The following is a 22,734-nucleotide window of genomic DNA, read 5'->3' as shown; positions in this document are numbered from 1 at the left end:
CCTACACGACCGCCCCGCGGCCCGGGTCGTCGAAGCCGTCGTCATCGTCGTCGTGCTTCATGCGCGCGACCAGGGTCGCGAAGCCGCCTAGGAAACCGCCCACGCAGAGCGTCGTCAGCCACCAGGTCATGTCCCACTGGAGCAGGACGGCCAGGAGCAGCAGCACCGGGCCGCCGACCACGCCGAGCCAGGCGAACTTGGCCGTCGCGTCCGCCTCCGGCAGCGGGGGCGGCTCCGGCGGGACGAAGTGGCCCTCCCCGGACTCCCCCGGCCCGTCGCCGGGTCCGTCCCGGTCCTCCGGGTCGGCGGGGGAGTAGTCCCGGGGGCCCGCGGGCCGCACCCCGGGCGCGAACACGACGGAACTGCCGAGCGCGGGCCTCTCCGGGCCGGGCTCGCCGCCCGCCCCGGGCCCGTTCTCCGGCTCCCCGGCCGCCGCCTCCCCGTCCCCCGCGGGCTTTCCGCCCGTCCCGGGAGCGGAGGCGGCGCCGGACCCGAACGTGTCGCCCTTGTCCCTCCCGCCGGACCGGCGGCCTCCGCCGTCCGAACCGTCCGGGCCGTCCGAACCGTCCGGGCCGTCCGAACCGTCCTCCGGCTCCGGCAGGGACAGGTTCTCGACGGTCCTGAACGGCCTCGCCCCCGGGGGGTCCGCGGGCTCCTCGCCGTACCCGGCGACGATCGCGGCCCAGGCCGCCTCCTCGTCGACGGGCCGCGGCTCCCGCTCCCCGCCGTCCTGCTGCTCAGCCACCGCTCCTGTTTCCCTTCCCGCCGGCCGTCTCGGGGGCGAGACGCCCGACGAAGGCCAGGCTCTCGTCGAAGATCCGCTCCGCGTCATGGTCCAACGTCGCCACGTGGTAGCTCTGTTCCAGCAGGACCTCCCGGACGTCCGCCGAGGAGACCCGGCCGAGGATCCGGGCCGAGTCGGCCGGTGGCACCACGTGGTCCTGCGGGCTGTGCAGGAGCAGCAGCGGCTGCGTGACCTGCGGGAGCTCCGCGTCGACCGTACGGAAGAACTGGCGCAGGGAGTGCGCGGCGTGCAGCGGCACCCGGTCGTAGCCGACCTCGGTCGCGCCCTCCTTGGCGATGTCGTTGGCGACGCCCTTCGTGGTCGGGACCAGGTGCCGGACGACCGGCAGCGCGTGCGCGGCCAGGCCGTGCACCTTGTTGCCCGGGTTGACGAGGACGAGCCCGCGCACCGCGTCCCCGTGCCGGGCGGCGAGCCGCAGCGCCAGCGCCCCGCCCATGGAGAGACCGAAGACGAAGACGGTCCCGCACCGCTCCCGCAGCTCGCGCAGCGCCCGGTCCACCTCGGCGTACCAGTCGTGCCAGGTGGTGAGCCGCATGTCCTGCCAGCGGGTCCCGTGTCCCGGCAGCAGCGGCACCGACACCGTCAGGCCGTGCTCCGCCAGGTACTCGGCCCACGGGCGCATCGACTGCGGGGAACCGGTGAATCCGTGACAGAGAAGGACGCCGACGTCCCCGCCCTCACGGCGGTACGGCTCGGCTCCGGGAAGGACCGGCACCGGGGTCTCCTGTTCGCTCGGCTTCGCGTCCGCCTTCGGGTGCGCTCCGGGGTGCGCCCTCGGTGCACCGAAGCGACGGAAAGATGTGGGGAAGGACCTTCACCGTACGCGACCGGGCCGACACCGACCAGGGCCGTAACGGGGGGCGTGCGCCGGTACGGGATAAAGTCATGGCCACGGCACACGGAAGGCATGGCGAGTTGATCTACGGCGCAATGAAGTTCTCCATCGGAGGCTCCCTGAAGCTCGCCTTCCGGCCCTGGGTGGAGGGCCTGGAGAACATTCCCGCCAAGGGACCCGCGATCCTGGCGAGCAACCACCTGTCGTTCTCGGACTCCTTCTTCCTGCCGGCCGTCCTGGACCGCAAGGTCACCTTCATCGCCAAGGCCGAGTACTTCACCACTCCCGGCGTGAAGGGCAAGCTCACGGCCGCCTTCTTCAAGGGCGTCGGCCAGCTCCCGGTGGACCGTTCGGGTGCCCGGGGCGCGGGCGAGGCCGCCATCAAGGCCGGCATCGAGGTCATCGAGGGCGGCGGCCTCTTCGGGATCTACCCGGAGGGCACCCGTTCGCCGGACGGGCGCCTCTACCGGGGCAAGCCCGGCGGTCTGGCGCGGGTCGCCCTGGCCACCGGCGCGCCCGTGATCCCGGTCGCCATGATCGACACCGAGAAGATCCAGCCGCCCGGCAAGGTCGTCCCCAAGCTGATGCGCCCGGGAATCCGGATCGGCAAGCCGCTGGACTTCACCCGGTACCAGGGCATGGAGGGCGACCGCTTCATCCTCCGTTCGGTGACCGACGAGGTCATGTACGAGATCATGAAGCTGTCCGGCCAGGAGTACGTCGACATCTACGCGACCGCCGCCAAGCGGCAGATCGCGGACGCGGAGAAGGCGGCCAAGGAGGCCGTCAGGGCCGAGATCGCCGCCCGGGAGGAAGCCGGGGCGTAAGTCCCCGGGGGCCGGTGTACGGAGGCCCGGAGCACGGGTTCACGGGGGGCCCGGAGCACGGGTTCGCGGGGGTCCGGGACGCGAGGTCCCGGGGCCCCGGGCACGGAGGGCGTCCCGCCGGGGCGCACGGAGGTGGGGGAGATGGCCGAGCGCGAGCGCGTCGTGCGCATGTCGGTCGAGCAGCCGCTGTGGCGGGCGCTGACCGGCTACCGCGTCCTGACCATGGTCTACGCGGTCCTGATCTTCGCCTTCGGGCGGGAACGGTACGAACGGCCCTGGATCGGCGTCGCCTACCTGGCGGTGCTGTGCGTCTGGACCCTCGCCACCCTCCCCAGGGTGGCGAACGAGGCCGGCTGCACCCGGCGCTTCCTCGGCGCCGACCTCGCCGTCGCCCTCGCCGGCATCCTCCTCACCCCGCTCGCGGACGCCCACGCCCAGTCGGTCGACGGCCCCACCCTGCCCTCGATATGGACCGCCGGCTCCGTCCTCGCGTTCGCCATCAAGGGCGGCTGGCGCTGGGCCGGCGTCGCCTCCTCGCTCGTCGCCGTCGCCAACATCGTCGAACGCGGCCACCCCAGCCGGGACACCGTCCACAACGTGATCCTGGTCTGGGTCGCCTCCATCGCCATCGGCTACGTCGTGGAGGTGGCCCGCGCCTCCGAGCGCACCCTGGCCCGCGCCCTGGAGATCGAGGCCGCCACCCGGGAGCGCGAACGGCTCGCCCGCGACATCCACGACGGCGTCCTCCAGGTCCTCGCCATGGTGCAGCGGCGCGGCACGGCGCTCGGCGGCGAGGCCGCCGAACTCGGCAGGATGGCGGGCGAGCAGGAGGTGGCCCTGCGCACCCTGGTGGCGGGCGGGATCGTCCGGCCCAGCCTGGTCTCCGAGGACGCGTCCGAGGGCGCCGTGGTCCGGGTCGCGGAGGAGGACGACGGAGCCGGCGGGTCCGCCCCCGTCGACCTGCGGGCGCTCCTCGCCCCGCGCGCCGGGTCCCGGACCACCCTCTCCGAACCGGGCGCGCCCGTCCTGCTGCCGCCGCCCGCGGCCCGCGAACTGGCCGCCGCCGTCGGCGCCGCCCTGGACAATGTGAGGGTGCACGCGGGCGAGGGCGCCCACGCCTGGATCCTGATCGAGGACTGGCCCGACGAGGTGGTCGTCACCGTACGGGACGACGGCCCGGGCATCCCGGAGGGCCGCCTCGCGCAGGCGGAGGGCGAGGGCCGGATGGGCGTCGCCCTCTCCATCCGGGGGAGGCTGCGGGACCTGGGCGGCACGGCCGAGGTGATCTCGGTCCCCGGGCAGGGCACGGAAGTCGAGTTGAAGGTCCCACGGGGGAAGGCAGGGGAGAGATGAACGAGCAGCGGATCAGGGTGATGGTCGTGGACGACCACCCGATGTGGCGGGACGCGGTCGCCCGCGACCTCGCGGAGGCGGGGTTCGACGTGGTCGCCACCGCCGGGGACGGCGAGCAGGCCGTGCGCCGCGCCGCGGCGGCCCGTCCCGACGTCCTCGTCCTGGACCTGAACCTGCCGGTCATGCCGGGCGTCCGGGTCTGCAAGGAGCTGGTCGGCGCCCGGCCGGACCTCCGGGTCCTCGTCCTCTCGGCCAGCGGCGAGCACGCCGACGTCCTGGAGGCCGTGAAGTCCGGGGCCACCGGCTACCTCCTCAAGTCCGCCAGTACGGAGGAGCTGATCGACGCCGTGCGGAGGACGGCCGTCGGCGACCCCGTCTTCACCCCCGGCCTGGCCGGTCTGGTCCTCGGCGAGTACCGCCGCCTCGCCTCCGAGCCGGTCCCGGCCGCCGGCACGGACGAGCCGAAGGCCCCGCGGCTGACCGAGCGCGAGACCGAGGTCCTGCGGCTGGTCGCCAAGGGCCTGAGCTACAAGCAGATCGCGGAGCGCCTGGTGATCTCGCACCGCACGGTGCAGAACCACGTCCAGAACACCCTCGGCAAGCTCCAGCTGCACAACCGGGTGGAGCTGGTCCGGTACGCCATCGAGCGCGGTCTCGACGACGCCTGAGGCCCGGCGGCGGCACGGGCCGCGCCGGGGGCCGGATGCCCGGCGCGGTGCCGGGAGGGGCCGTATATTCGCGCGTACGAGGCACATATGTCCACAGAGGCGCGCGTACGCGGCCCTTCACCGCAGCGAGGGAACATTCGTGGAAATCCTGGCATTCGGCGTGCAGGCGGACGAAAGGCCCCTCATCGAGCAGGCCTTCCGGGGGCATCACGACATCCGCTGCCTGGACGTCTTCCTCACCGAGGACACCGCCCCCCTCGCGGCCGGCCACGAGGCGATCTCCACCAGCGTCAACGCCGTCCTCGACGGCCGCGTCCTGCGGATTCTCGCCGACGGCGGGACCCGGATGGTCGCCCAGCGCTCCACCGGCTTCAACAACATCGACCTGGAGGTGGCCGAGCGCCTCGGGCTCACCGTCGCCCGGGTCTCCTCCTACTCGCCGTACTCCGTGGCCGAGTTCGCCTGGACCCTCGCCATGGCCGTCAACCGGCGGATCGTCCGCGCCTCCAACCGGACCCGTGACTTCGACTTCCGGCTCGACGGGCTGATGGGCCGCGACCTGCGGGGCCGTACCGTCGGCGTCCTCGGCACCGGGAAGATCGGCGAGGCCTTCACCCGGATCGCCCACGGCTTCGGCACGCGGCTCCTCGGCTGGGACGTCACGGAGAACCCGGCCTGCACCGCCCTCGGCATGACGTACGTCGAGAAGGAACGCCTCTTCGCGGAGGCCGACCTCATCAGCCTCCACGTGCCGCTGCTCCCCGCCACCCGGCACCTCGTGGACGCCGCCGCCCTCCGGGCGATGAAGGACGACGCCATCCTGGTGAACTCCAGCCGGGGCGGGCTGGTCGACACCGACGCCCTGGTCGCCGAACTGCGCGCCGGCCGCTTCACCGGCGTCGGCCTGGACGTGTACGAGGCGGAGGCCGGACTCTTCTTCCTCGACAAGTCGCTGGAGGCCGTCGAGGACGACACCCTGGCCCGCCTGGTCACCTTCCCCAACGTGGTGGTCACCTCCCACCAGGCCTACTACACCGTGGACGCGGTCACCCAGATCGTCGGCGCCACGCTCCGCAACGTCCTCGACTTCGCGGCGGGCCGGCACAGCGAGAACGTCCTGATCCCCCGGGAACCACTCGGCCGGGCCGCGCATCCTCAGGCGTGACCGACACGCGCGGCCACCGGGCCGCGCGCCATCTCAGTGGGGGAAACGTTTCCATGGGGAACCACACGCTCTCGTCCGCCGGGCGCCGCGCCGCCGCCGCGCTCGCCGCCTCCGTCCTCGCCGCCACCGGGTGCGTGGCGGCCGTCGCGACCCCGGCCGCCGCCGTCCACGGCGGCCGCTCCGCCTCCGTGACGGACCACCCGTACGCCATGCTCATCGAGACCCCGGACGGCACGCAGTTCTGCGGCGGCACCCTGGTGGCACCCACCAAGGTCCTCACCGCCGCGCACTGCGTGGCCGACGCCGAGAAGCCCCGCGAACTGGTCGTCATCGGCGGGCGCACCACCCTGGGCAGCGGCAAGGGAACGGTCCGGCACATCTCCTCGATCAAGGTCCACCCCAAGTTCGAGCAGTCCACCCTCTCCCACGACGCGGCGGTCCTCACCCTCGACCGGGCCATGCCCCACAAGCCGCTGCCGGTCGCGGGACCGAAGGACAAGGCCCTGTACGCCTCCGGCACGAAGGCGACGACCGTGGGCTGGGGCCGCACCGGCCCCGACACCCTCGCCACGCGCCTCAAGTCGGCCGAACTCCGTCTCGCGCCGCTCGGGAAGTGCGATCCCTTCACCTTCCCCACCGACACCCCCGCCCTGCGCGTGTGCGGGATCTCCGCGCCCGGCACCCGCGACAGCGTCTGCAAGGGCGACTCCGGCGGTCCGCTGACCGCCGGAGGGAAGCTCATCGGCGTCGTCTCCACCGGCAACAAGTACTGCGACGACACGTTCCCGGTCTCCGTCTTCACCCGGGTGAGCGCGATCGCCGGAGACCTGGGCCTGCCGGTGGCGTGAGGGCGCGCCCGGCGTTCAGACCAGCACGCCGGCGAGCAGCGAGGCCGTCAGCTCCGCGCCCTCCGTCGTGAGGACCGACTCGGGGTGGAACTGCACCCCCGCGAACCCGGGGCCGCGCAGCGCGTGCACCTCGTCCGTCGCCGGGTCGCGGCTCACCTCGACCCGGTGCAGCGCGAGTTCGGTGGCGGTCCGGTCGTCGCAGCGGGCGGTGAAGCTGTTGTAGAAGCCGACCGTCCGCTCCTGCCCGAAGAGGTCGATCCGCACCTGGGCCCCCTGGAAGGGGACCCGCTTGCGGACGATCTCCAGGCCCAGCTCGGCGGCGATCAGCTCGTGGCCCAGGCAGACGCCCAGGAGGCCGTGGCGGTGCTCCCGCACCAGCTCGGCGGTCAGGCCGCGCAGGAAGCGCATCTTCGGGTCGGCCGCGTCCGACGGATCGCCGGGCCCCGGGCCGAGGACGACCGGCCCCTCGTGGGCGAGCGCCAGCTCCCGCAGCCCCGGCTCGTCGTAGCGGAGCACCGACACCTCCAGGCCGGAGGAGCGCAGGACGTGCGCCAGCATCGCCGTGAAGGTGTCCTCGGCGTCGATCACGAGGGCGTGCCCCGACAGCTCGGCCGAACGGACCTGCATCCTCAGCCAGAACGGGGCGAGGTCCGCCCGGCGCGCGTCCAGGGCGGCCCGCACCCGGGGGTCGTCGGCGAGCCGGGGCGCGGCCGGCGCCTCCGCCTCCGGCCTGCCCTCCCGCACGCCGAGCGCGGTGAGGACCCCGGCCGCCTTGGCGTGGGTCTCGGCGACCTCGCCCGCCGGGTCCGAGTGCCGCACCAGGGTCGCGCCGACCGGCACCCGCAGCCGCCCGTCGGCGGCGATGTCGGCCGTGCGGATCAGGATGGGGGAGTCGAGGGTCTGGGCGCCGTTCCCGTCCGTGCCGAGCAGCGCCAGGGCCCCGGCGTAGTAGCCGCGGCCCCCGGCCTCGTGGCGCTCGATCACCCGGCAGGCGTTCTGCACCGGCGACCCGGTCACGGTCGCCGCGAACATCGTCTCCCGCAGCACCTCCCGCACGTCCAGGGAGGAACGCCCCCGCAGCTCGTACTCGGTGTGGGCGAGATGGGCCATCTCCTTCAGGCGGGGGCCGATCACGACCCCGCCCCTGTCGCCCACCGTGCACATCATCTTCAGCTCCTCGTCCACCACCATGGACAGCTCCTCGGTCTCCTTGCGGTCGCCGAGGAAGGCGAGCAGGTCCTCCGGGGCGGGGGCGGCGCCGGCCGGGTAGCGGTACGTGCCGCTGATCGGGTTCATCACGACCGTGCCGCCCGCCATCCGCACGTGCGCCTCGGGGCTCGCCCCGACCAGCGTCCGCTCCCCGGTGTGCACGACGAAGGTCCAGTACGCGCCCCGCTCGCCCGCGAGCAGCCGCCGGAACAGGGCCAGCGCGTCGGCCCGCCCGAACCCGGGGATCTGCCCGGTGTAGGTGCGCCGGACGACGAAGTTCGCGCCCTCGCCGGAGCCGATCTCCTCGTCGATCACCCGCCGCACGGTCCCGGCGTACTCCTCGTCGGAGACGTCGAACCCGCCGTCCTCGACGGTCACGTCGTGCGCCGGGAGCTGCGCCAGGGCCCGCGCGAGCGGCAGTTCGTACGTCTCGTCGGCGACGAGCACGGAGAGCGGCGTGCCGTCGTCGCGCACGTCGAAACCGCGCTCCCGGATCTGCCGGAAGGGCACGAGCGCGAGCGCCGGCGCCGGGCCCACGGGCAGGTCCGCGAGGCGTTCGGCCTCGTGGACCGGGCCGATCAGCACCTCGACGGTGTCGTGGTCGCGGCCCGGGGTGCGCCTGCGCAGCAGGGCGAAGGGAGGGCAGGAGTCGTCGAGCAGACGGGAGAGGTCCATGGGGTCCGTCGTTCCTTCCGTGGGTGTAGCGGAGAGGAACGGCCCCGGATGCGGGAAAGGCCGCCCCTCGGGCGGCCTTCGCGTGTGTCGGTGTACGCGCGTTCAGTGGGCCGCCGGATGAGCGGTCCACCACCAGTTCTGGTTCAGGGGCGCGTACACGTGAGCACTGTAACCCGGCCGGACGCGGAGACGGGGCCCGGTCCGCACCATGGACGGTGCGGACCGGGCCCCGTCGGGCCCGCGAACCGATCAGAAGATCATGTTGTATATCTGCCAGCCGCTGCCGACCTGGACGCGGTCGCCGAACGGCGCGGTCGCGCCGCCGGTGCCCTTGTACAGCCACAGGCCGCCGGAACCGTCCCGGCCGATCAGGTCGCCCCGGCCGTCCTTCGTCAGGTCGCTCGGGCCGACGATGGCGTTGTACGTGTGCCAGCCGGTGCCGATCCTGACGCGGGGGCCGAACGGCACGGCCGCGTCGCCGGTGCCCTTGTACAGCCAGAACGCGCCGGACGGCTCGCGGCCGAGGAGGTCGGCCCTGCCGTCGCCGGTGAGGTCACCGGTGCTGACGATCGCGTTGTACACCTGCCAGCCCCCGCCGACCTTCAGCCGCGGCCCGAGCGGGGCGCTCGGGTTGCCGGTGCCCGGGTACAGCCAGAGCACGCCCGAGCTCTCCCGTCCGAGCACGTCGGGCTTGCCGTCGCCGGTCTGGTCCCGCACGCCGACCACCTGGTTGAAGATCCCCCAGCCGCTGCCCGCCTTCACGCGCGGCTTGAACGGCATCGAGGGGTTTCCGCTGCCCGGGTAGTACCAGAGCGCGCCGGAGGTGTCCCGGGCGATCAGGTCGCCCGTGCCGTCGGCCCTGAGCGCGGTCAGCGGCGTGACCACGTTGTAGCCGCCCCAGCCGGTGCCGATCCGGTAGCGCGTCAGGAACGGCGCGGCCGGGTTGCCGGTGCCCTGGTACTGCCAGAGGCCGCCGGAGCCGTCGCGGGCGACGAGGTTGTAGCGGTTGTTCGCGGCGACCGGGGCGACGGCGGGCGCCTCCACGATGTCGGACTGCTTCACCCAGGTGATCTTGTGGTGGAAGCGGACCGGCACGAAGAGCGTGCTGCCGACGACGTTCCGCTGGGCGGTGCCGAACCAGTCGTCGCCCTTCACCGCCGGGCCGGCCTTCACGTAGGCCTGGCCGGCCGGGAGCGAGAACTTCGACAGGGAGGCGTTCTCGTCACCGGGGGCCTCGAGACCGGCCGCGGTGTAGGCGGCGGTCTCGGGGAAGGAGCGGCCGAAGACCTTGGCCGAGGCCAGCCCCGACTTCACCTTCACGGTCGTGGCACCGCTCAGCGGCACGGTGTACTGGTTGCCCGGGTTCTGGAACCATGCCTTCTGCCCCGCGTACCAGATCGCCGTCCAGTCGTTCCTGGTCTCGGCGACGACGTAGAGGCCGCCGGCGCGGACCTTGTTGCCGTAGTTCGATCCCTCGGTCGGGAGCGAGCTGAAGTAGGGGTCCTTCAGCGTCGTCGCGGTCGTCGAGGGCGACGTGTACAGGTAGCCGAAGTTCGACGGGCGCGCGGGGGCGGCCGTGCCGCCGACGGTCAGCTTCGGCTGGTTCGCCGTGGTGAACGGCGGGACCACCCGGACCACCTGGCCGGCCGCGAGCGGGGCGCCCGCGCCCTTGTCGCCCTGGGGGGCGCCCAGGAGCGACATGTAGTAGTTCCAGTCCCAGTACGGGCCCGCGTCCCAGTGGAGCTTGTCGAGGCTGCCGTCCGTCTGGAGCGCCACCTCGTCGTGGCCGATGATGTGCTCACGGTCGATCGGCACGCCGTACTTGGCCGCCAGGAACTTCACCAGCGCCGCGGAGGAACGGTACTGCGGCTCGGTGTACCAGCTCCCCTCCTTCATGGCGAAGCCCTCGTGCTCCACGCCGATGGCGTGCATGTTGTGCGTCCAGTTGCCCGCGTGCCACGCCAGCTGCTTGTTCTCGAGCATCTGGGTGACCTGACCGTCCGTGGCGCGGATCAGGTAGTGGGCGCTGCCCGGGACGTTCGGGTTGGTGAGCGCGTCGAGCGAGCCGTCGTACCCGCCCTCGGTGTCGTGGATGACGATCTGGCGGATGTCCACGCCCTGGTTGGGGCGGTCGCCGAGGGTGTAGTTGCGCTTGTTGGGGTTCGCGGGGTCCGTGCGGACCGGCACGAAGTTGCAGTTCAGGCCCGAGGGGCACTCGGGGGTCGGCACGGCCGTGGTGCTCGCGGGGGTCGCGGCCAGCGGCACGTTCGACGGCTTGACCGGCTCGACCGAGGGATCGGCCGGCAGGGCCACCCGCTCGCCGTCGAGGGTGACGGCCCGCTCGCCCTCCCTGATCGACTCGAAGACGCGCTTCGCGAAGAGGTCGGCGCCCGTCTTCTGGGGGGACTGGCTGTAGCGCGCCACGGCCGGGTACCAGTCGCCCGGGTCGTCGGACAGCTCGGCGCCCGCCTGCTTCTGGTAGTCGGCGAGCAGCGCGGCGCCGGCCCGGACCGAGGCCGCGGTGTCGTTCTGCACGGTCTCGGCGGAGCTGCCGATCAGCTCGGCGGCCTTGTCCAGCGTGTGGAGCCGGGGGTCGTCGGTGTCGACGACCGCCTTCTCCAGGACGCGGCGGACCTTCTCGCGGTCGAAGGTCTTCTCGATCTCCGGCCGGCCGCTGCCGTTGAAGTGGTCGATCTGCTCGTCGGTGACCTTCTGCTCGACGTCCTCGGGGTCGACCTTCGTCAGACCCATGACGTTGTACGCGCCGGTCGTGCTCGGCTCGCCGTCGTGCGACTCCCACCGGGTCTGCTGGTACGACACCGCCATCAGCACGCTCTGCGGCACGTCGAACTCGCGCGCCGCGTTTGCGAACTGGGCCTGGAGGGAAGAGTCCCCCGCGGGCCCCTGGCCCCCCGCTCCGAGGAGACCCGGCGAGGCGACCGCGAGGGTGCCGATCGTGGCCGTGGCGACGACCGCGGCCGCCGCTCCGTACAGGAGTCGTTTCTTCTTGCGGTCTCTGCGGTGTCCCTGCGTCACGCCCACCCCTGTGTTCGCTGTGATGTTGTGAAACGGGGCCGAGGGTAGCACCACCGGGCGGCGCGAAGATCACCGGCGGACATACCGGTCACCGTCTCAGCCATTGGGCGGTGGGACAGGACCGGACGAAGAACCCCGTAATGTGGTCCGTGTGACCGTGAACGCTGATTCCCACGCCGTCGCCGGGGCGACCTGGCGAGACCTGCCCGCGGCGCAGCAGCCCGAGTACCCGGATGCCGAGGCTCTGCGCGACGTGATCGCGGACCTCGAGTCGTATCCCCCGCTCGTCTTCGCGGGCGAGTGCGACCAGCTGCGCGCCCGGATGGGAGCCGTCGCCCGTGGCGAGGCGTTCCTGCTCCAGGGCGGCGACTGCGCCGAGGCCTTCGACGCCGTGTCCGCCGACCACATCAGGGCCAAGCTCAAGACGCTGCTCCAGATGAGCGCCGTCCTCACCTACGCGGCCTCCGTGCCCGTGGTGAAGGTCGGCCGCATCGCGGGCCAGTACTCCAAGCCCCGCTCCAAGGGGACCGAGACCCGCGACGGGGTGACCCTGCCCACGTACCGCGGCGACTCCGTCAACGGCTTCGCGTTCAACGAGGCCGCCCGCATCCCGGACCCCGAGCGCCTGAAGCGGATGTACCACGCCTCCGCCTCCACGCTCAACCTGGTCCGGGCCTTCACCACCGGCGGCTACGCCGACCTGCGCCAGGTGCACGCCTGGAACCAGGACTTCGTCAAGTCGTCCCCGTCGGGCCAGCGCTACGAGGCGCTCGCCCGCGAGATCGACAACGCCCTGAACTTCATGAAGGCCTGCGGCACCGACCCGGCCGAGTTCAAGGCCGTCGAGTTCTACGCCTCCCACGAGGCGCTGCTGCTCGACTACGAGGGCGCCCTGACGCGCACCGACTCGCGCACCGGCAAGCTGTACGACACCTCCGGCCACATGGTCTGGATCGGTGAGCGCACCCGCCAGCTCGACCACGCGCACGTCGAGTTCGCCTCGCGGATCGCCAACCCGATCGGCATCAAGCTGGGCCCGACCACCTCGGTGGACGAGGCCCTGACGTACGTCGACCGCCTCGACCCGGAGCGCGATCCGGGCCGGCTGACCTTCATCGTCCGCATGGGCGCCGACAAGGTCCGCGACAAGCTTCCCGAGCTGGTCGAGAAGGTCACCGCCTCCGGCGCGGTCGTCGCCTGGGTCACCGACCCGATGCACGGCAACACCTTCGAGGCCGCCTCCGGCCACAAGACGCGCCGCTTCGACGACGTGCTCGACGAGGTCAAGGGCTTCTTCGAGGTCCACAAGGCGCTGGGCACCCACCCCGGCGGCATCCACGTGGAGCTCACCGGCGACGACGTCACCGAGTGCGTGGGCGGCGGCGACGAGATCTTCGTCGACGACCTGCACCAGCGTTACGAGACGGCCTGCGACCCGCGCCTGAACCGCAGCCAGTCGCTCGACCTGGCGTTCCTGGTGGCGGAGATGTACCGCGATCAGTAGGTGTCTTCGCACGACGGCGGGGCGCGGATTCTGTGATCCGCGCCCCATCGTCGTTTCCGGGCCTTTTGCGGCCCCGGACCGCCGGGTAAGGTTAGGTTAACCTAATGGATCTCGGCGGGAGGTGAACCGCGTGTACGTCTGCTCATGCTTCGGTGTCACGGAGAAGCAGGTCAGGGCCCACGCGGACGCGGGTGCCTGCACGCCCCGCCAGATCGCCTCCGCCTGCAAGGCCGGCACGGACTGCGGCTCCTGCGTCCGCCGCATCCAGGCCATCCTCGGACGCGGCGCCTGCCCCCGCCGCGAACTCGCGGACCAGGGGGTCCCCGCCCTGGCGGCCGAGACCGCCGTGCCCGTCACCGGACTCGGGGAAGCCGCCTAGGCGGGCCGGGCCGCCGGCCCCGCGGAGCCGTCCGGTCCGGGACGCCCGGGGTGCGTGCCGGGCGCCGCCGGGCGGGACCTCCGGCTCGCGTCCTAGCTCGGCTGTTCGATCAGCGTCGAGATGTACAGCGCCTCGCCCAGGGACTCGATCAGCTCCAGCTGCGTGTCGAGGTAGTCGATGTGGTGCTCCTCGTCCGCGAGGATCTCCTCGAAGAGGTTGGCCGACGTGATGTCGCCCTTGGCGCGCATGACCTCGATCCCGCGCCGGAGGCGGTCGATCGCCTCCACCTCGACCTGGCGGTCCGCCTGGAACATCTCGGTGACGGTCTGGCCGACCCGCACGTGGAAGAGCCGCTGGTAGTTGGGCAGGCCGTCGAGCATCAGGATGCGCTCGGTCAGCTTGTCCGCGTGCTTCATCTCGTCGATGGACTCTTCGCGGGTGTACTTGGCGAGCTTCGTCCACCCCTTGTTGTCCTGGATGCGGTAGTGCAGCCAGTACTGGTTGATGGCGGTGAGTTCACCGGTCAGCTGCTCGTTCAGGAACTCGAGAACCTCGGGGTCGCCCTGCATCGCAAAGGCTCCTTCCACTTCCACGCTGTGTGTCCACGCCATGACCGGTCAGGATGGCGGCATCCTCGCACCCCGGATGGGGGGCGTCCAGTAAGTGCAGGCTTAGTGGGAGTTGTCCCGGCGGCGGCCCCGGGGAGGTCACCTGGTCGCGACCACCCCTTGCGGTCTGTCACCATGGACGGCATGGGTCAGCCGGAGAGCGGAGCACACCGGGAAGAGGGTCGGCCGGATCGTTCGCCGGACCTCCCGGCGGATCTTCCGCCGGGGCAGCGGCTCCAGCGCGGCTGGCCGGTCACCCATTACGGGCCCGTACCCAAGTTCAAGCCGGACCGCTGGGAGTTCCGCGTCTTCGGCGCGACGGCCGACGGCGACAAGCGCTGCTGGAACCACGAGGAGTTCTCGGCCCTCCCGTTCTCCACGGTCGTGGCCGACCTGCACTGCGTCACCAAGTTCAGCATGATCGGTGCCGAGTGGGGCGGCGTCGCCGCCCGCACGGTCCTGGAGCTGGCCCCGCCCGCGCCCCGGGTCACCCATGTGATGGTCTGGGCCGAGTACGGCTACAGCGCCAACATGCGGCTCGCCGACTTCGCCGCGGACCGCACGATCTTCGCCACCCACAAGGACGGGGAGCTGCTCACCGCCGAGCACGGCTTCCCGCTGCGGCTGGTCGTCCCCCACCTGTACGCCTGGAAGGGCCCGAAGTGGGTCCGGGGCATCGAGTACATGACCGCCGACCGGCGGGGCTTCTGGGAGGAGCGCGGCTACCACAACGTCGGTGACCCGTGGCGGGAGCAGCGCTACTCGTACCAGGAGGAGCCCGGGGACGGCCCCGAGCTCTGACCGGGGCCGCGCCGGGGGGCCGTCAGTGGTGGTACTGGTGGACCACCGCGTGGCCCTTGCCGCGGCCGATCATCCACTTGTTGACCGGTGTGGTGATCACGAAGGCGGCGGCCAGCGCCAGGGCGAGGACGATCCAGAAGAGCGCGTCGGACAGGTGCGCGTCCATGGCGCCGGGCCAGAGGGCGATGACGCCGTTGTCGATGACCTCCATGACGGCGATGGAGAGGGTGTCGGCGGCGAGGGCGACCCTGAAGGCCGTCCGGAAGTCGACGCCCGAGGACAGGACGCCGCGCAGCGTGAGCGCGTAGCCGAAGAAGAAGGCCAGGACGACGGCGAGGACCATCGTCGGCGTGTTGCCCCAGCCGAGCGCGGTCCCGACGGTCATGCCGAGGATCTCGCCGATGGCGCAGCCGGTGAGGCAGTGCAGCGTGGCCCTGGCGGCGGCGGCCCAGGTGACCCCGCCGGGGGAGCGGTGGTGTCCGTGGTCGTGGCCGGCCTGTTCCCCGTGGCCGGAGTGGCCGGAGTGGCCGATGCCGCCGGTGTGGCCGGAGTCGCCGGAAGGGTCGGTGTGACGGGTGTGACTGGTGTCGCCGGTGTGCTGCCCGTGCCCGGCGTGTTCGCCGTGTCCGTCCTCGTGCTCGTGTCGGGCGTGTGCTTCGTGCCGCATGAGGGCCCCCAGCGTCGGGTGACGGTTCCTGTCGATACGGGAACCGTATACCCCCCAGGGGTATTCCTCAAGGGCGTAGCCGCTTCAGCAGGTCCACGTCCGCCCGGTGTCCCTCCTTGCCGCCGGGCGTCTCGATGACCAGGGGCACCCCCTCCGTCGCCGGATGGCGCAGCAGCGCCCGGAAGGCGTCCTCGCCGATGTGGCCGGCGCCGATGTTCGCGTGCCGGTCCTTGTGGGCCCCCACGACGTCCTTCGAGTCGTTCGCGTGGATCAGTTTCAGCCGTCCTTCGCCGACCGTCCCCACCAGCAGGTCGAGCGTCCGCGCCGCCTCGCCCGGGTCCGCCAGGTCGTGCCCGGCGGCGAAGACGTGACAGGTGTCCAGACAGACGCCCAGCTTGGGATGGCGGTCGAGCACGTCGAAGTACGGACCGAAGTCCCAGGTCCGCGAGCAGAGCGAGGAACCCTGGCCGGCGGTCGACTCCAGGAGCAGGTCCGGGTCGTCCGGGCGCGTCAGCTCGTCGAGCAGCGGCAGCAGCCGCTCCCGCACCTGGGCGAGCGCCACCCCGCGCGGGCGGCCCCCGGTCGCGGAGCCGGTGTGCACCACCACGCCCTTCGCGCCGATCTCCCGGCCCCGCCGCAGCGAGTGCCGCAGCGACTCCACCGACCTCTCCGCCGTGGCCTCGGTGTCCGAGCCGAAGTTGATCAGGTACGGGGCGTGGACCCAGGCCGAGACCGAGGCGTCCGCGCACCCGGCCCGGAACAGCTCGTCCTGGACCGGGTTCCCGGCCGGGGTCGCCCAGCCGCGCGGATTGGCCACGAAGACCTGGACGGCCTCGGCGCCGAGGTCACGGGCGTAGGCGAGACCGGTCCGGGCGAGGCCACCGGCCACCGGGACGTGGCCGCCGACGGGGTTGCGCATCGGTTCCCTACAGTCCCTTGATCGTGAGGGTGATGGTGGAGCCCTCGGGCGCGGTGGAGCCGCCCTCCACGGACTGGTCCGCCACCGTGTCGCCGAGGTACGGGAAGGTCTTGTCGACCTTCACCTCGAAGCCCGCCTCCTCCAGGGCCGCCCGCGCCTCCGCCGTCGACTCGCCCGTGACGTCCGGGACCTCGACCCGCGCGGGCCCCTTGGAGACGGTGAGGGTGATGGTGTCGCCCCCGGCGGCGCGGCTGCCCCGCGCGAGGGACTGGGCGGCGACCGTGCCGGCGGCCTCGGGGGAGTGGACGCGCTCCGGGGCGACCCGGACGGTGAGCCCGGCCTCCTGGAGCGCGGCCGTGGCGTCGGGAACGGTGTCGCCGGTGACGTCGGGCACGTCGACGGGCGCCCCCTTGCTGACCACCAGGGCGACGGCCGAGTCCGGGCTCCGCTCGGTGCCGGGCTCGGGGTCGGAGCCGATCACGGCCCCCCGGGCGACGGAGTCGCTGAACTCGCGGGTGACCACGCCCGCGACCAGCCCCTCCTTCTCCAGGGCGCGCTTCGCCTCCGCGAGGGGCTTGTTCCGCAGGTGGGGCACCTTCACGACCCGCGGTCCCCGGGAGAGGGTGAGGGTGACGGTGGCGTTGCCCCGCAGACGCTCGCCGGGAGCGGGATCGGCGGCCATGACGGTGCCGCGCTCGTACACGTCGCTGAAGGCGCGCTTCGTCGTGCCGACCGCCAGACCGGCGTCGGCGATGCGCTTCGACGCGGCGGCCTCGGTCTGGCCGAGGACGGCCGGGACACGGGTGAACTGGCCGGAGTTGATGTACCAGACCCCGGCGCCCAGGCCCAGGGCGAGCAGGACGGCGGCCACGACGAGCAGCGGGCCGCGCGGAGGCCTGCGCCGGCCGGCCCCGGGGGCGGCCGGGGGCTCGGGCACCGGCAGCCGGCTCGTGTGCGACACCCCCGGGCCGCCGGTCTCCGCCGGTACGGGCGGGCCGGTGCGCTCCCCGGCGGGCGGCACGGCGCGGGCGATCACGCTCGTCCGGTCCTCGGCGGTGTCCCGGGCGCCGGACAGGGCCCCCGGGGGCACCGCGTCCAGCTGCTCCTCGCCGAGCGCGGCACGGGCCTCCAGGACCAGGCCGAGCAGGACGGCGGCGTCGTGCGGGCGGGCCCCGGGGTCGCGGGACGCGGCGGCGGCGACCAGCCCGTCCAGCTCCGGGGCGAGGCCGGGGACGGCGGCGGACGGGGCCGGCACGTCCGTGTGCAGGTGCTGGTGGAGGACCTGGGCGGGGGTGCCGCCGGAGTGGGGCTTGCCGCCGGTCAGCATCTCGTACAGGACGACGCCGCAGGCGTACACGTCGGCGCGGGTGTCGGCGGTGCCGTGCTCGATCTGCTCCGGCGCCAGGTAGGAGACCGTGCCGAGGACCGAGCCGGTGGTGGCGGTCGCCGACCCCACGGCCCGTACGAGCCCGAAGTCCGCCACCTTCACCCGGCCGTCGTCCCCTATCAGGACGTTCTCCGGCTTCACGTCCCGGTGCACGAACCCGGCCCGGTGGGCGGCGCCGAGCGCGGCGAGCACCGGCTCCAGGATGTCGAGGGCCGCGCGGGGCGGGAGGGCCCCGCGCTCGCGCAGCACGTCGCGGAGGGTGCAGCCGGCGACGTACTCCATCGCCAGGTAGACGTACGCGCCCTCGGCGCCCTGGTCGAAGACCCCGACCACGTTGGGGTGGGCGAGCCGGGCGACGGACTTCGCCTCGCGGATGAACCGCTCGACGAAGGCGGCGTCGGCCGCCAGCTGCGGGTGCATCACCTTGAGCGCGAGGACGCGGTCGAGGCGGGTGTCGAGGGCCCGGTAGACCGTGGCCATCCCGCCGACGGCGACGCGCGCGTCGACGCGGTAGCGGCCGTCGAGCAGCCGCCCGACGAGGGGGTCCTGAAGGGTCGTGTCCACGCCGACGAGTCTACGAGCCGCCGGCACGCGCCCCGCCCGGCCGTCCCGCACCGCAGCGGACCTGTGACGTGCGGCGGGGCGCCCGTCCTCAGAACGCCGGGCGCTCCGGGTCCAGGTGCGCGAGGCCCTCCGCCGGGGACGAGGCCTCCGCGAAGTGGCGGCGCGGGATGCGGCCCGCCCGGTGGGCGAGCCGGCCCGCCTCGACCGCGTGCCGCATCGCCGAGGCCATCAGGACCGGCTCCTGCGCCCGGGTCACCGCCGACGCCAGCATGACCGCCGCGCACCCCAGCTCCATCGCGAGGGCCGCGTCCGACGCCGTGCCCGCCCCCGCGTCCAGGATCACCGGCACCCCGGCCCGCTCCGTGATCAGCCGGAAGTTGTGGGGGTTGCGGATGCCGAGCCCGGACCCGATGGGGGACCCCAGCGGCATGATCGCCGCGCACCCCGCGTCCTCCAGCTTCCGGGCGAGGACCGGGTCGTCGTTGGTGTACGGCAGGACGGTGAAGCCCTCGTCCACCAGGGTCTCCGCCGCGTTCAGCAGCTCCTCCCCGTCCGGCAGCAGGGTCCGCTCGTCGGCGACGACCTCCAGCTTGATCCAGTCGGTGCCGAGCGCCTCCCGGGCGAGCCGGGCGGTCAGGACCGCCTCCCCGGCCGTGAAGCAGCCCGCCGTGTTGGGCAGCACCCGGATGCCGAGCCGTTCCAGGACGGAGAGGACCGACCCCCGCACGGTCGGGTCCAGGCGCCGCATGGCGACCGTCGTCAGCTCCGTGCCGCTGGCGACCAGGGAGCGCTCCAGGACGTCGAGGCTGGGCGCCCCGCCGGTGCCCATGATCAGGCGGGAGGAGAACTCCGTGCCGCCGAGGACGAACACGTCGTCGGACATCGCGCTCAGCCCCCCTGCACCGCGGTGAGGACCTCCACCCGGTCCCCGTCGCCCAGCGGCGTCGAGGCCCACTCGCCGCGCGGCACGACCGTCTCGTTGACGGCGGCGGCTACGCCCGAGCGGGCGGTGGTGAGGGTCGCGACGAGGGCGTCGAGGGAGACGGGGGCGGGAAGCTCGCGCGCCTCCCCGTTCACGAGCACCTTCACGAACGCGTTCAGGGGCGCGTTCGCGGATGCTCCGGCGGGTGCGGCGGCGGACCTCTCGGCGGGCACGTCGGCGGGCACGTTCATGCGGGCTGCTCCTGTCGTACGGGCGGGGCGGGGGAGAAGCGGCGGGGCGAGAAGGGGCGCGCCTCGTCCGGCAGCGCGCCCGTGGTGAGCACGTCCGCCATGACGTCGCCGGTGACGGGGGCGAGCAGCACCCCGTTGCGGTGGTGCCCGGTGGCCAGGTGCAGGCCGGGCAGGACGCTGGGACCCAGCAGCGGCGCGTTGTCCGGCGAGCCGGGGCGCAGCCCGGCCAGGGTCTCGGTGAGCGGCAGCTCGGTGATCCCGGGGACCAGCTCGTGGGCGTCGCGCAGCAGCTCGTACACCCCGCCCGCCGTCACGGTCGTGTCCCAGCCCAGCTCCTCGCTGGTGGCGCCGACGACCAGCTCGCCGTTCTCGCGGGGCACCAGGTAGACGTGGCTGCCGCGCACGACGGCCCGGACGGTCCGGGAGAGGAAGGGGGCGTACGCGGGCGGCACCCGCAGCCGCAGGACCTGGCCCTTCACGGGCCGTACGGGCGGCAGCGCCTCCTCCGGCACCCCCGCGAGCCGCCCGCTCAGGCTGCCCGCCGCGAGCACGGTCTGCCCGGCGGCCAGCTCCCCGCCCCCGGCGAGGAGGGCGCCGCGCGCCCGGCCCCGCACCACCGTCAGGCGCTCCGCGAGGGCCCGGTGGAAGACCACCCCGGCCCGCTCGCAGGCGACGACGAGGGCGGCGGCGAGCCGGCGCGGGTCCACCTGGTGGTCCCCGTCGACCCGGAGGCCGCCGCGCACCCCGGGCGCCAGCATCGGTTCGAGGCGGCGGCACTCGCGGCCGCTCAGCCACTCGGAGGAGAGCCCGCAGCGGGTCTGGAGGGCGTGCAGTTCGCGCAGGTGCGCCCGGTCGTCGGCGTCGAGGGCGACGGCGAGGGTGCCGCAGGCGCGGTAGCCGACGTCGAGGCCGGCGGCCTCCTCCAGCTCCGCGACGAAGGCCGGGTAGCGCGCGGCGGAGGCGAGGCCGAGACCGAGCAGGGTCTCCTCGCCGTAGTGCAGTTCGGTGACGGCGGCGAGCATCCCGGCCGCGACCCGCGCGGCCCCGCCGCCCGGCTCGGGGTCGGCGACGGCGACGCGCAGCCCGCGCCGCGCGGCCCGCCAGGCCGTGACCAGGCCGATGACACCGCCCCCGATCACGAGGACGTCGGCCCCTCGGGCCTCGGAAGAACGCATGGGCGTCCAGCCCCTCCCTTCGCCGGCATGACCCGGATCAGGTTCGTACGGTCGGAGGCCGCCCAGCCTCCCTCTCAGTCCGGTGCGTCCGGACTCCCGCGAGTGCTTTACGCCCGCCAGACTAGCTTCCGCCCGGCCCCCGCCACGAGGGGGCCGCCGGCCCCGCCCTCCCTGACGCTCCGTCAGGTGCGTAAGGTGGGCGGGTGAGCGAGCAGAAGCGGACCCCGCGGCGGGTCGTGGTCGTCGGTGCCGGAATGGCGGGCGTGCAGACCGCCGTCGCCCTGCGGGAGCGGGGCTTCACCGGCCCCGTCACCCTCATCGGGGCCGAACCCCACCAGCCCTACGACCGGCCTCCGCTCTCCAAGGCGGTCCTCCTCGGAAAGGCCGAGGGCTCCGCCTTCGAGGTCGACTTCGAGGAGCTGGACATCGAACTCCGGCTCGGCGTCGACGTCACCGGACTGCGCGCCGCCGACCACGAGGTCGACACCGGGGCCGGGCCCGTCCCGTACGACACCCTGGTCGTCGCCACCGGCGCCCACCCGGTCACCCTGCCCGGCTCCGAGGGCGTGCCCGGCGTCCACCTGCTCCGCACCCTGGACGACGCCGTGCGCCTCGGCCCCGTCCTGGAGGACCGCCGCGCCGTCGTGGTCGTCGGAGCCGGCTGGATCGGCGCCGAGTTCGCCACCGCCGCGCGCGGGGCGGGCTGCCCCGTCACCGTCCTGGAGGCCGCGGACCTGCCCCTCGCCGGGACCCTGCCCGCCGAGGTCGCCGCCCCCATGGCCGAGTGGTACGGGCGGAGCGGCGCCGAACTCCTCACCCGCGCGCGCGTGGAGACCGTCGAACCCGGCCGCGTCGTCCTCGCCGACGGCCGCGAACTCCCCGCCGGAGCCGTCGTCGTCGGCATCGGCGCCCGCCCGGCCACCGCGTGGCTCGCCGGCTCCGGCGTCGCCCTCGACCCGGACGGCGCCGTCACCGCCGACGACCGGCTGCGCACCTCCCTGCCCGACGTGTACGCGGTGGGGGACTGCGCCTCCTTCCCCTCCGCCCGCTACGGCCGGCGGCTCCTCGTCCACCACTGGGACAACGCCCTCCAGGGCCCCCGCGCGGTCGCCGCCGCGATCACCGGCGCCGACGCCGGGCCGTACGACCCCGTGCCGTACTTCTGGTCCGAGCAGTTCGGCCGTTTCGTCCAGTACGCGGGGCACCACGCGGACGCGGACGAGCTGGTGTGGCGCGGAGACCCGGCGGACGAGGCCTGGTCGGTGCTCTGGCTGCGCGCCGGGGTGCCGGTGGCGCTCCTCGCGGTCGGCCGCCCCCGCGACCTGGCCCAGGGCCGGAGGCTGATCGAGGCCGCCGTCCCGGTCGACCCGGTCCGGGCGGCCGACCCGTCCGTACCGCTGAAGGCGGCGGTCCGGGAGGCCTGAGGGCCGCGTTCCGGCGGGTCCGGGGCGCCGCCGACCTCTCGGAGGCGGCGGTCCGGCGCGCCCGGGGACGCTCCCGGTCCCCTCGGAGGCGGCGGTCCGGCGCGCCCGGGGACGCTCCCGGTCCCCCCGAAGGCGGCAGTCCGGCAGGCCCGACTACCGGCTGTCGGTCCGGGATGGCAGGCTTGTCCCGTGACCGAGATTGACGCAAAGATCGATGCTCTCGTCCCCGCCTGGCTCTACCTGCCCGACATCGCGGAGATGCTCGATGTCGAGGTGACGCGCGTGCGGCAGATGGTCAAGGAGGGCCAGCTCATCGCCGTGCGCCGCGGAGAGAACAACGCACTTCAGGTGCCCGCCGCCTTCATCCAGGGCGACAAGATCGTCAAGGGCCTCGTCGGGACCCTGACGCTGCTGCGGGACGACGGCTTCACCGACGAGGAGATGCTGGAGTGGCTCTTCACTCCGGACGAGAGCCTGCCGGGCACGCCCGCGCAGGCCCTCGGCGAGAACCGCGGCACGGAGGTGAAGCGCCGCGCCCAGGCGCTCGCCGTCTGACGCAGACACCGAAGACACCACCAGCCGGGGGGGGGGGGGGGGGGGGGGGGGGGGGGGGGGGGGCGCGCCCGCCCCCCCCCCCCCCCCCCCGGGGGGGCCGGGGGGGGGCGGGGGGGCCCCCCCCGGCCGGGTGCGGGCGGGTGATCAGTACTGCCGG

At 73.7% G+C, this 22,734-nt stretch carries 22 protein-coding genes and 1 riboswitch; of the genes, 10 read left to right on the top strand and 12 right to left on the bottom strand.

Annotation, left to right across the window (positions count from 1 at the left end; genetic code table 11):
• Position 1 precedes the first annotated feature (1 nt).
• Together ACZ3IL_RS05695 and ACZ3IL_RS05690 are read right to left on the bottom strand one after the other, a co-directional pair.
• Complete coding sequence (locus ACZ3IL_RS05695) at positions 2-745, bottom strand: hypothetical protein (RefSeq protein ID WP_467386966.1); 744 nt, start codon at positions 743-745, stop codon at positions 2-4.
• Positions 738-1,520 carry an alpha/beta hydrolase gene (locus tag ACZ3IL_RS05690; protein WP_467386964.1) on the bottom strand — a complete coding sequence of 261 codons (783 nt, stop codon included), beginning with the start codon at positions 1,518-1,520 and terminating at the stop codon, positions 738-740. The genes ACZ3IL_RS05695 and ACZ3IL_RS05690 overlap by 8 nt, the downstream gene beginning before the upstream one ends.
• Before the next feature lie 200 nt (positions 1,521-1,720).
• Here ACZ3IL_RS05690 and ACZ3IL_RS05685 point away from each other — a divergent pair, with 200 nt between their 5' ends.
• The 5 genes from ACZ3IL_RS05685 (at position 1,721) to ACZ3IL_RS05665 (ending at position 6,501) form a co-directional block, all read left to right on the top strand.
• A complete protein-coding gene (locus ACZ3IL_RS05685; protein ID WP_467386962.1) occupies positions 1,721-2,467 on the top strand; it encodes a lysophospholipid acyltransferase family protein in 747 nt (248 codons plus the stop codon).
• 141 nt (positions 2,468-2,608) lie between these two features.
• Complete coding sequence (macS, locus tag ACZ3IL_RS05680; RefSeq protein ID WP_467386960.1) at positions 2,609-3,820, top strand: MacS family sensor histidine kinase; 1,212 nt, start codon at positions 2,609-2,611, stop codon at positions 3,818-3,820.
• Complete coding sequence (locus ACZ3IL_RS05675) at positions 3,817-4,488, top strand: response regulator (protein WP_467386958.1); 672 nt, start codon at positions 3,817-3,819, stop codon at positions 4,486-4,488. Before macS ends, ACZ3IL_RS05675 begins: the two co-directional genes overlap by 4 nt.
• A gap of 139 nt (positions 4,489-4,627) precedes the next feature.
• The gene (locus tag ACZ3IL_RS05670) at positions 4,628-5,653 is read left to right on the top strand and encodes a 2-hydroxyacid dehydrogenase (RefSeq protein ID WP_467386956.1); all 1,026 of its coding nucleotides are present in this window, start codon (positions 4,628-4,630) and stop codon (positions 5,651-5,653) included.
• A 53-nt stretch (positions 5,654-5,706) separates the two neighbouring features.
• The gene (locus ACZ3IL_RS05665) at positions 5,707-6,501 is read left to right on the top strand and encodes a S1 family peptidase (RefSeq protein WP_467386954.1); all 795 of its coding nucleotides are present in this window, start codon (positions 5,707-5,709) and stop codon (positions 6,499-6,501) included.
• Between the two features lie 15 nt (positions 6,502-6,516).
• Here the strand turns inward: ACZ3IL_RS05665 and ACZ3IL_RS05660 are convergent, their stop codons facing one another.
• From ACZ3IL_RS05660 to ACZ3IL_RS05650, 3 genes are all read right to left on the bottom strand, one after another.
• Positions 6,517-8,385, bottom strand: a complete 1,869-nt coding sequence (locus ACZ3IL_RS05660; protein ID WP_467386952.1) for an anthranilate synthase family protein — start codon at positions 8,383-8,385, stop codon at positions 6,517-6,519.
• A 102-nt stretch (positions 8,386-8,487) separates the two neighbouring features.
• A complete protein-coding gene (locus ACZ3IL_RS05655; RefSeq protein WP_467386950.1) occupies positions 8,488-8,595 on the bottom strand; it encodes a trp operon leader peptide in 108 nt (35 codons plus the stop codon).
• Between the two features lie 39 nt (positions 8,596-8,634).
• Positions 8,635-11,421 (bottom strand): N-acetylmuramoyl-L-alanine amidase, encoded by a 2,787-nt coding sequence (locus ACZ3IL_RS05650; protein WP_467386948.1) that lies wholly within the window; start codon positions 11,419-11,421, stop codon positions 8,635-8,637.
• A gap of 151 nt (positions 11,422-11,572) precedes the next feature.
• On the opposite strand from ACZ3IL_RS05650, the gene ACZ3IL_RS05645 reads away from it, so the two are divergent.
• Both ACZ3IL_RS05645 and ACZ3IL_RS05640 read left to right on the top strand, forming a co-directional pair.
• The gene (locus ACZ3IL_RS05645; RefSeq protein ID WP_467386946.1) at positions 11,573-12,925 is read left to right on the top strand and encodes a class II 3-deoxy-7-phosphoheptulonate synthase; all 1,353 of its coding nucleotides are present in this window, start codon (positions 11,573-11,575) and stop codon (positions 12,923-12,925) included.
• A gap of 121 nt (positions 12,926-13,046) precedes the next feature.
• A complete protein-coding gene (locus ACZ3IL_RS05640; protein ID WP_467386944.1) occupies positions 13,047-13,304 on the top strand; it encodes a (2Fe-2S)-binding protein in 258 nt (85 codons plus the stop codon).
• 92 nt (positions 13,305-13,396) lie between these two features.
• Here the strand turns inward: ACZ3IL_RS05640 and bfr are convergent, their stop codons facing one another.
• A complete protein-coding gene (gene bfr / locus ACZ3IL_RS05635; RefSeq protein ID WP_030205614.1) occupies positions 13,397-13,873 on the bottom strand; it encodes a bacterioferritin in 477 nt (158 codons plus the stop codon).
• Positions 13,874-14,056: 183 nt separating this feature from the next.
• On the opposite strand from bfr, the gene ACZ3IL_RS05630 reads away from it, so the two are divergent.
• The gene (locus tag ACZ3IL_RS05630) at positions 14,057-14,713 is read left to right on the top strand and encodes a sulfite oxidase-like oxidoreductase (RefSeq protein ID WP_467386941.1); all 657 of its coding nucleotides are present in this window, start codon (positions 14,057-14,059) and stop codon (positions 14,711-14,713) included.
• A gap of 22 nt (positions 14,714-14,735) precedes the next feature.
• Here the strand turns inward: ACZ3IL_RS05630 and ACZ3IL_RS05625 are convergent, their stop codons facing one another.
• The 6 genes from ACZ3IL_RS05625 to thiO all read right to left on the bottom strand — a co-directional run bounded on the left by ACZ3IL_RS05625 (position 14,736) and on the right by thiO (position 20,598).
• Complete coding sequence (locus ACZ3IL_RS05625) at positions 14,736-15,380, bottom strand: DUF4396 domain-containing protein (RefSeq protein ID WP_467386939.1); 645 nt, start codon at positions 15,378-15,380, stop codon at positions 14,736-14,738.
• Between the two features lie 67 nt (positions 15,381-15,447).
• Positions 15,448-16,299 carry a deoxyribonuclease IV gene (locus ACZ3IL_RS05620; RefSeq protein ID WP_467386937.1) on the bottom strand — a complete coding sequence of 284 codons (852 nt, stop codon included), beginning with the start codon at positions 16,297-16,299 and terminating at the stop codon, positions 15,448-15,450.
• Between the two features lie 7 nt (positions 16,300-16,306).
• Positions 16,307-18,250: a Stk1 family PASTA domain-containing Ser/Thr kinase gene (gene pknB / locus ACZ3IL_RS05615; protein ID WP_467386935.1), complete on the bottom strand. Its 1,944-nt coding sequence runs from the start codon at positions 18,248-18,250 to the stop codon at positions 16,307-16,309.
• Between the two features lie 88 nt (positions 18,251-18,338).
• Positions 18,339-19,133: a thiazole synthase gene (locus ACZ3IL_RS05610; protein WP_467386933.1), complete on the bottom strand. Its 795-nt coding sequence runs from the start codon at positions 19,131-19,133 to the stop codon at positions 18,339-18,341.
• Positions 19,134-19,138: 5 nt separating this feature from the next.
• Entirely contained in the window at positions 19,139-19,423 is a 285-nt protein-coding gene (thiS, locus tag ACZ3IL_RS05605; RefSeq protein ID WP_467386931.1) for a sulfur carrier protein ThiS, read from the bottom strand.
• Positions 19,420-20,598 carry a glycine oxidase ThiO gene (gene thiO, locus ACZ3IL_RS05600; protein WP_467386929.1) on the bottom strand — a complete coding sequence of 393 codons (1,179 nt, stop codon included), beginning with the start codon at positions 20,596-20,598 and terminating at the stop codon, positions 19,420-19,422. Before thiO ends, thiS begins: the two co-directional genes overlap by 4 nt.
• Positions 20,596-20,708, bottom strand: a riboswitch (TPP riboswitch). It overlaps the preceding gene by 3 nt.
• A 93-nt stretch (positions 20,709-20,801) precedes the next feature.
• Here thiO and ACZ3IL_RS05595 point away from each other — a divergent pair.
• Together ACZ3IL_RS05595 and ACZ3IL_RS05590 are read left to right on the top strand one after the other, a co-directional pair.
• Positions 20,802-22,022: an NAD(P)/FAD-dependent oxidoreductase gene (locus ACZ3IL_RS05595; protein WP_467386927.1), complete on the top strand. Its 1,221-nt coding sequence runs from the start codon at positions 20,802-20,804 to the stop codon at positions 22,020-22,022.
• Between the two features lie 189 nt (positions 22,023-22,211).
• Positions 22,212-22,577: an Rv2175c family DNA-binding protein gene (locus tag ACZ3IL_RS05590; RefSeq protein ID WP_467386925.1), complete on the top strand. Its 366-nt coding sequence runs from the start codon at positions 22,212-22,214 to the stop codon at positions 22,575-22,577.
• Positions 22,578-22,734 lie beyond the last annotated feature (157 nt).

The sequence above is a fragment of the Streptomyces sp. NPDC014907 genome (assembly GCF_055562975.1).
This window is presented reverse-complemented; position numbering and strand designations above follow the sequence as displayed.

Excerpts from the sequence above, each read along its gene's own strand:
- ACZ3IL_RS05610 (WP_467386933.1), bottom strand. The coding sequence starts at position 19,133 with ATGTCCGACGACGTGTTCGTCCTCGGCGGCACGGAGTTCTCCTCCCGC.
- thiO (WP_467386929.1), bottom strand. The coding sequence starts at position 20,598 with ATGCGTTCTTCCGAGGCCCGAGGGGCCGACGTCCTCGTGATCGGGGGC.
- ACZ3IL_RS05655 (WP_467386950.1), bottom strand. The coding sequence starts at position 8,595 with ATGGTGCGGACCGGGCCCCGTCTCCGCGTCCGGCCGGGTTACAGTGCT.
- macS (WP_467386960.1), top strand. The coding sequence starts at position 2,609 with ATGGCCGAGCGCGAGCGCGTCGTGCGCATGTCGGTCGAGCAGCCGCTG.
- ACZ3IL_RS05625 (WP_467386939.1), bottom strand. The coding sequence starts at position 15,380 with ATGCGGCACGAAGCACACGCCCGACACGAGCACGAGGACGGACACGGC.
- ACZ3IL_RS05660 (WP_467386952.1), bottom strand. The coding sequence starts at position 8,385 with ATGGACCTCTCCCGTCTGCTCGACGACTCCTGCCCTCCCTTCGCCCTG.
- thiS (WP_467386931.1), bottom strand. The coding sequence starts at position 19,423 with ATGAACGTGCCCGCCGACGTGCCCGCCGAGAGGTCCGCCGCCGCACCC.
- ACZ3IL_RS05630 (WP_467386941.1), top strand. The coding sequence starts at position 14,057 with ATGGGTCAGCCGGAGAGCGGAGCACACCGGGAAGAGGGTCGGCCGGAT.
- ACZ3IL_RS05665 (WP_467386954.1), top strand. The coding sequence starts at position 5,707 with ATGGGGAACCACACGCTCTCGTCCGCCGGGCGCCGCGCCGCCGCCGCG.
- bfr (WP_030205614.1), bottom strand. The coding sequence starts at position 13,873 with ATGCAGGGCGACCCCGAGGTTCTCGAGTTCCTGAACGAGCAGCTGACC.
- ACZ3IL_RS05675 (WP_467386958.1), top strand. The coding sequence starts at position 3,817 with ATGAACGAGCAGCGGATCAGGGTGATGGTCGTGGACGACCACCCGATG.
- ACZ3IL_RS05620 (WP_467386937.1), bottom strand. The coding sequence starts at position 16,299 with ATGCGCAACCCCGTCGGCGGCCACGTCCCGGTGGCCGGTGGCCTCGCC.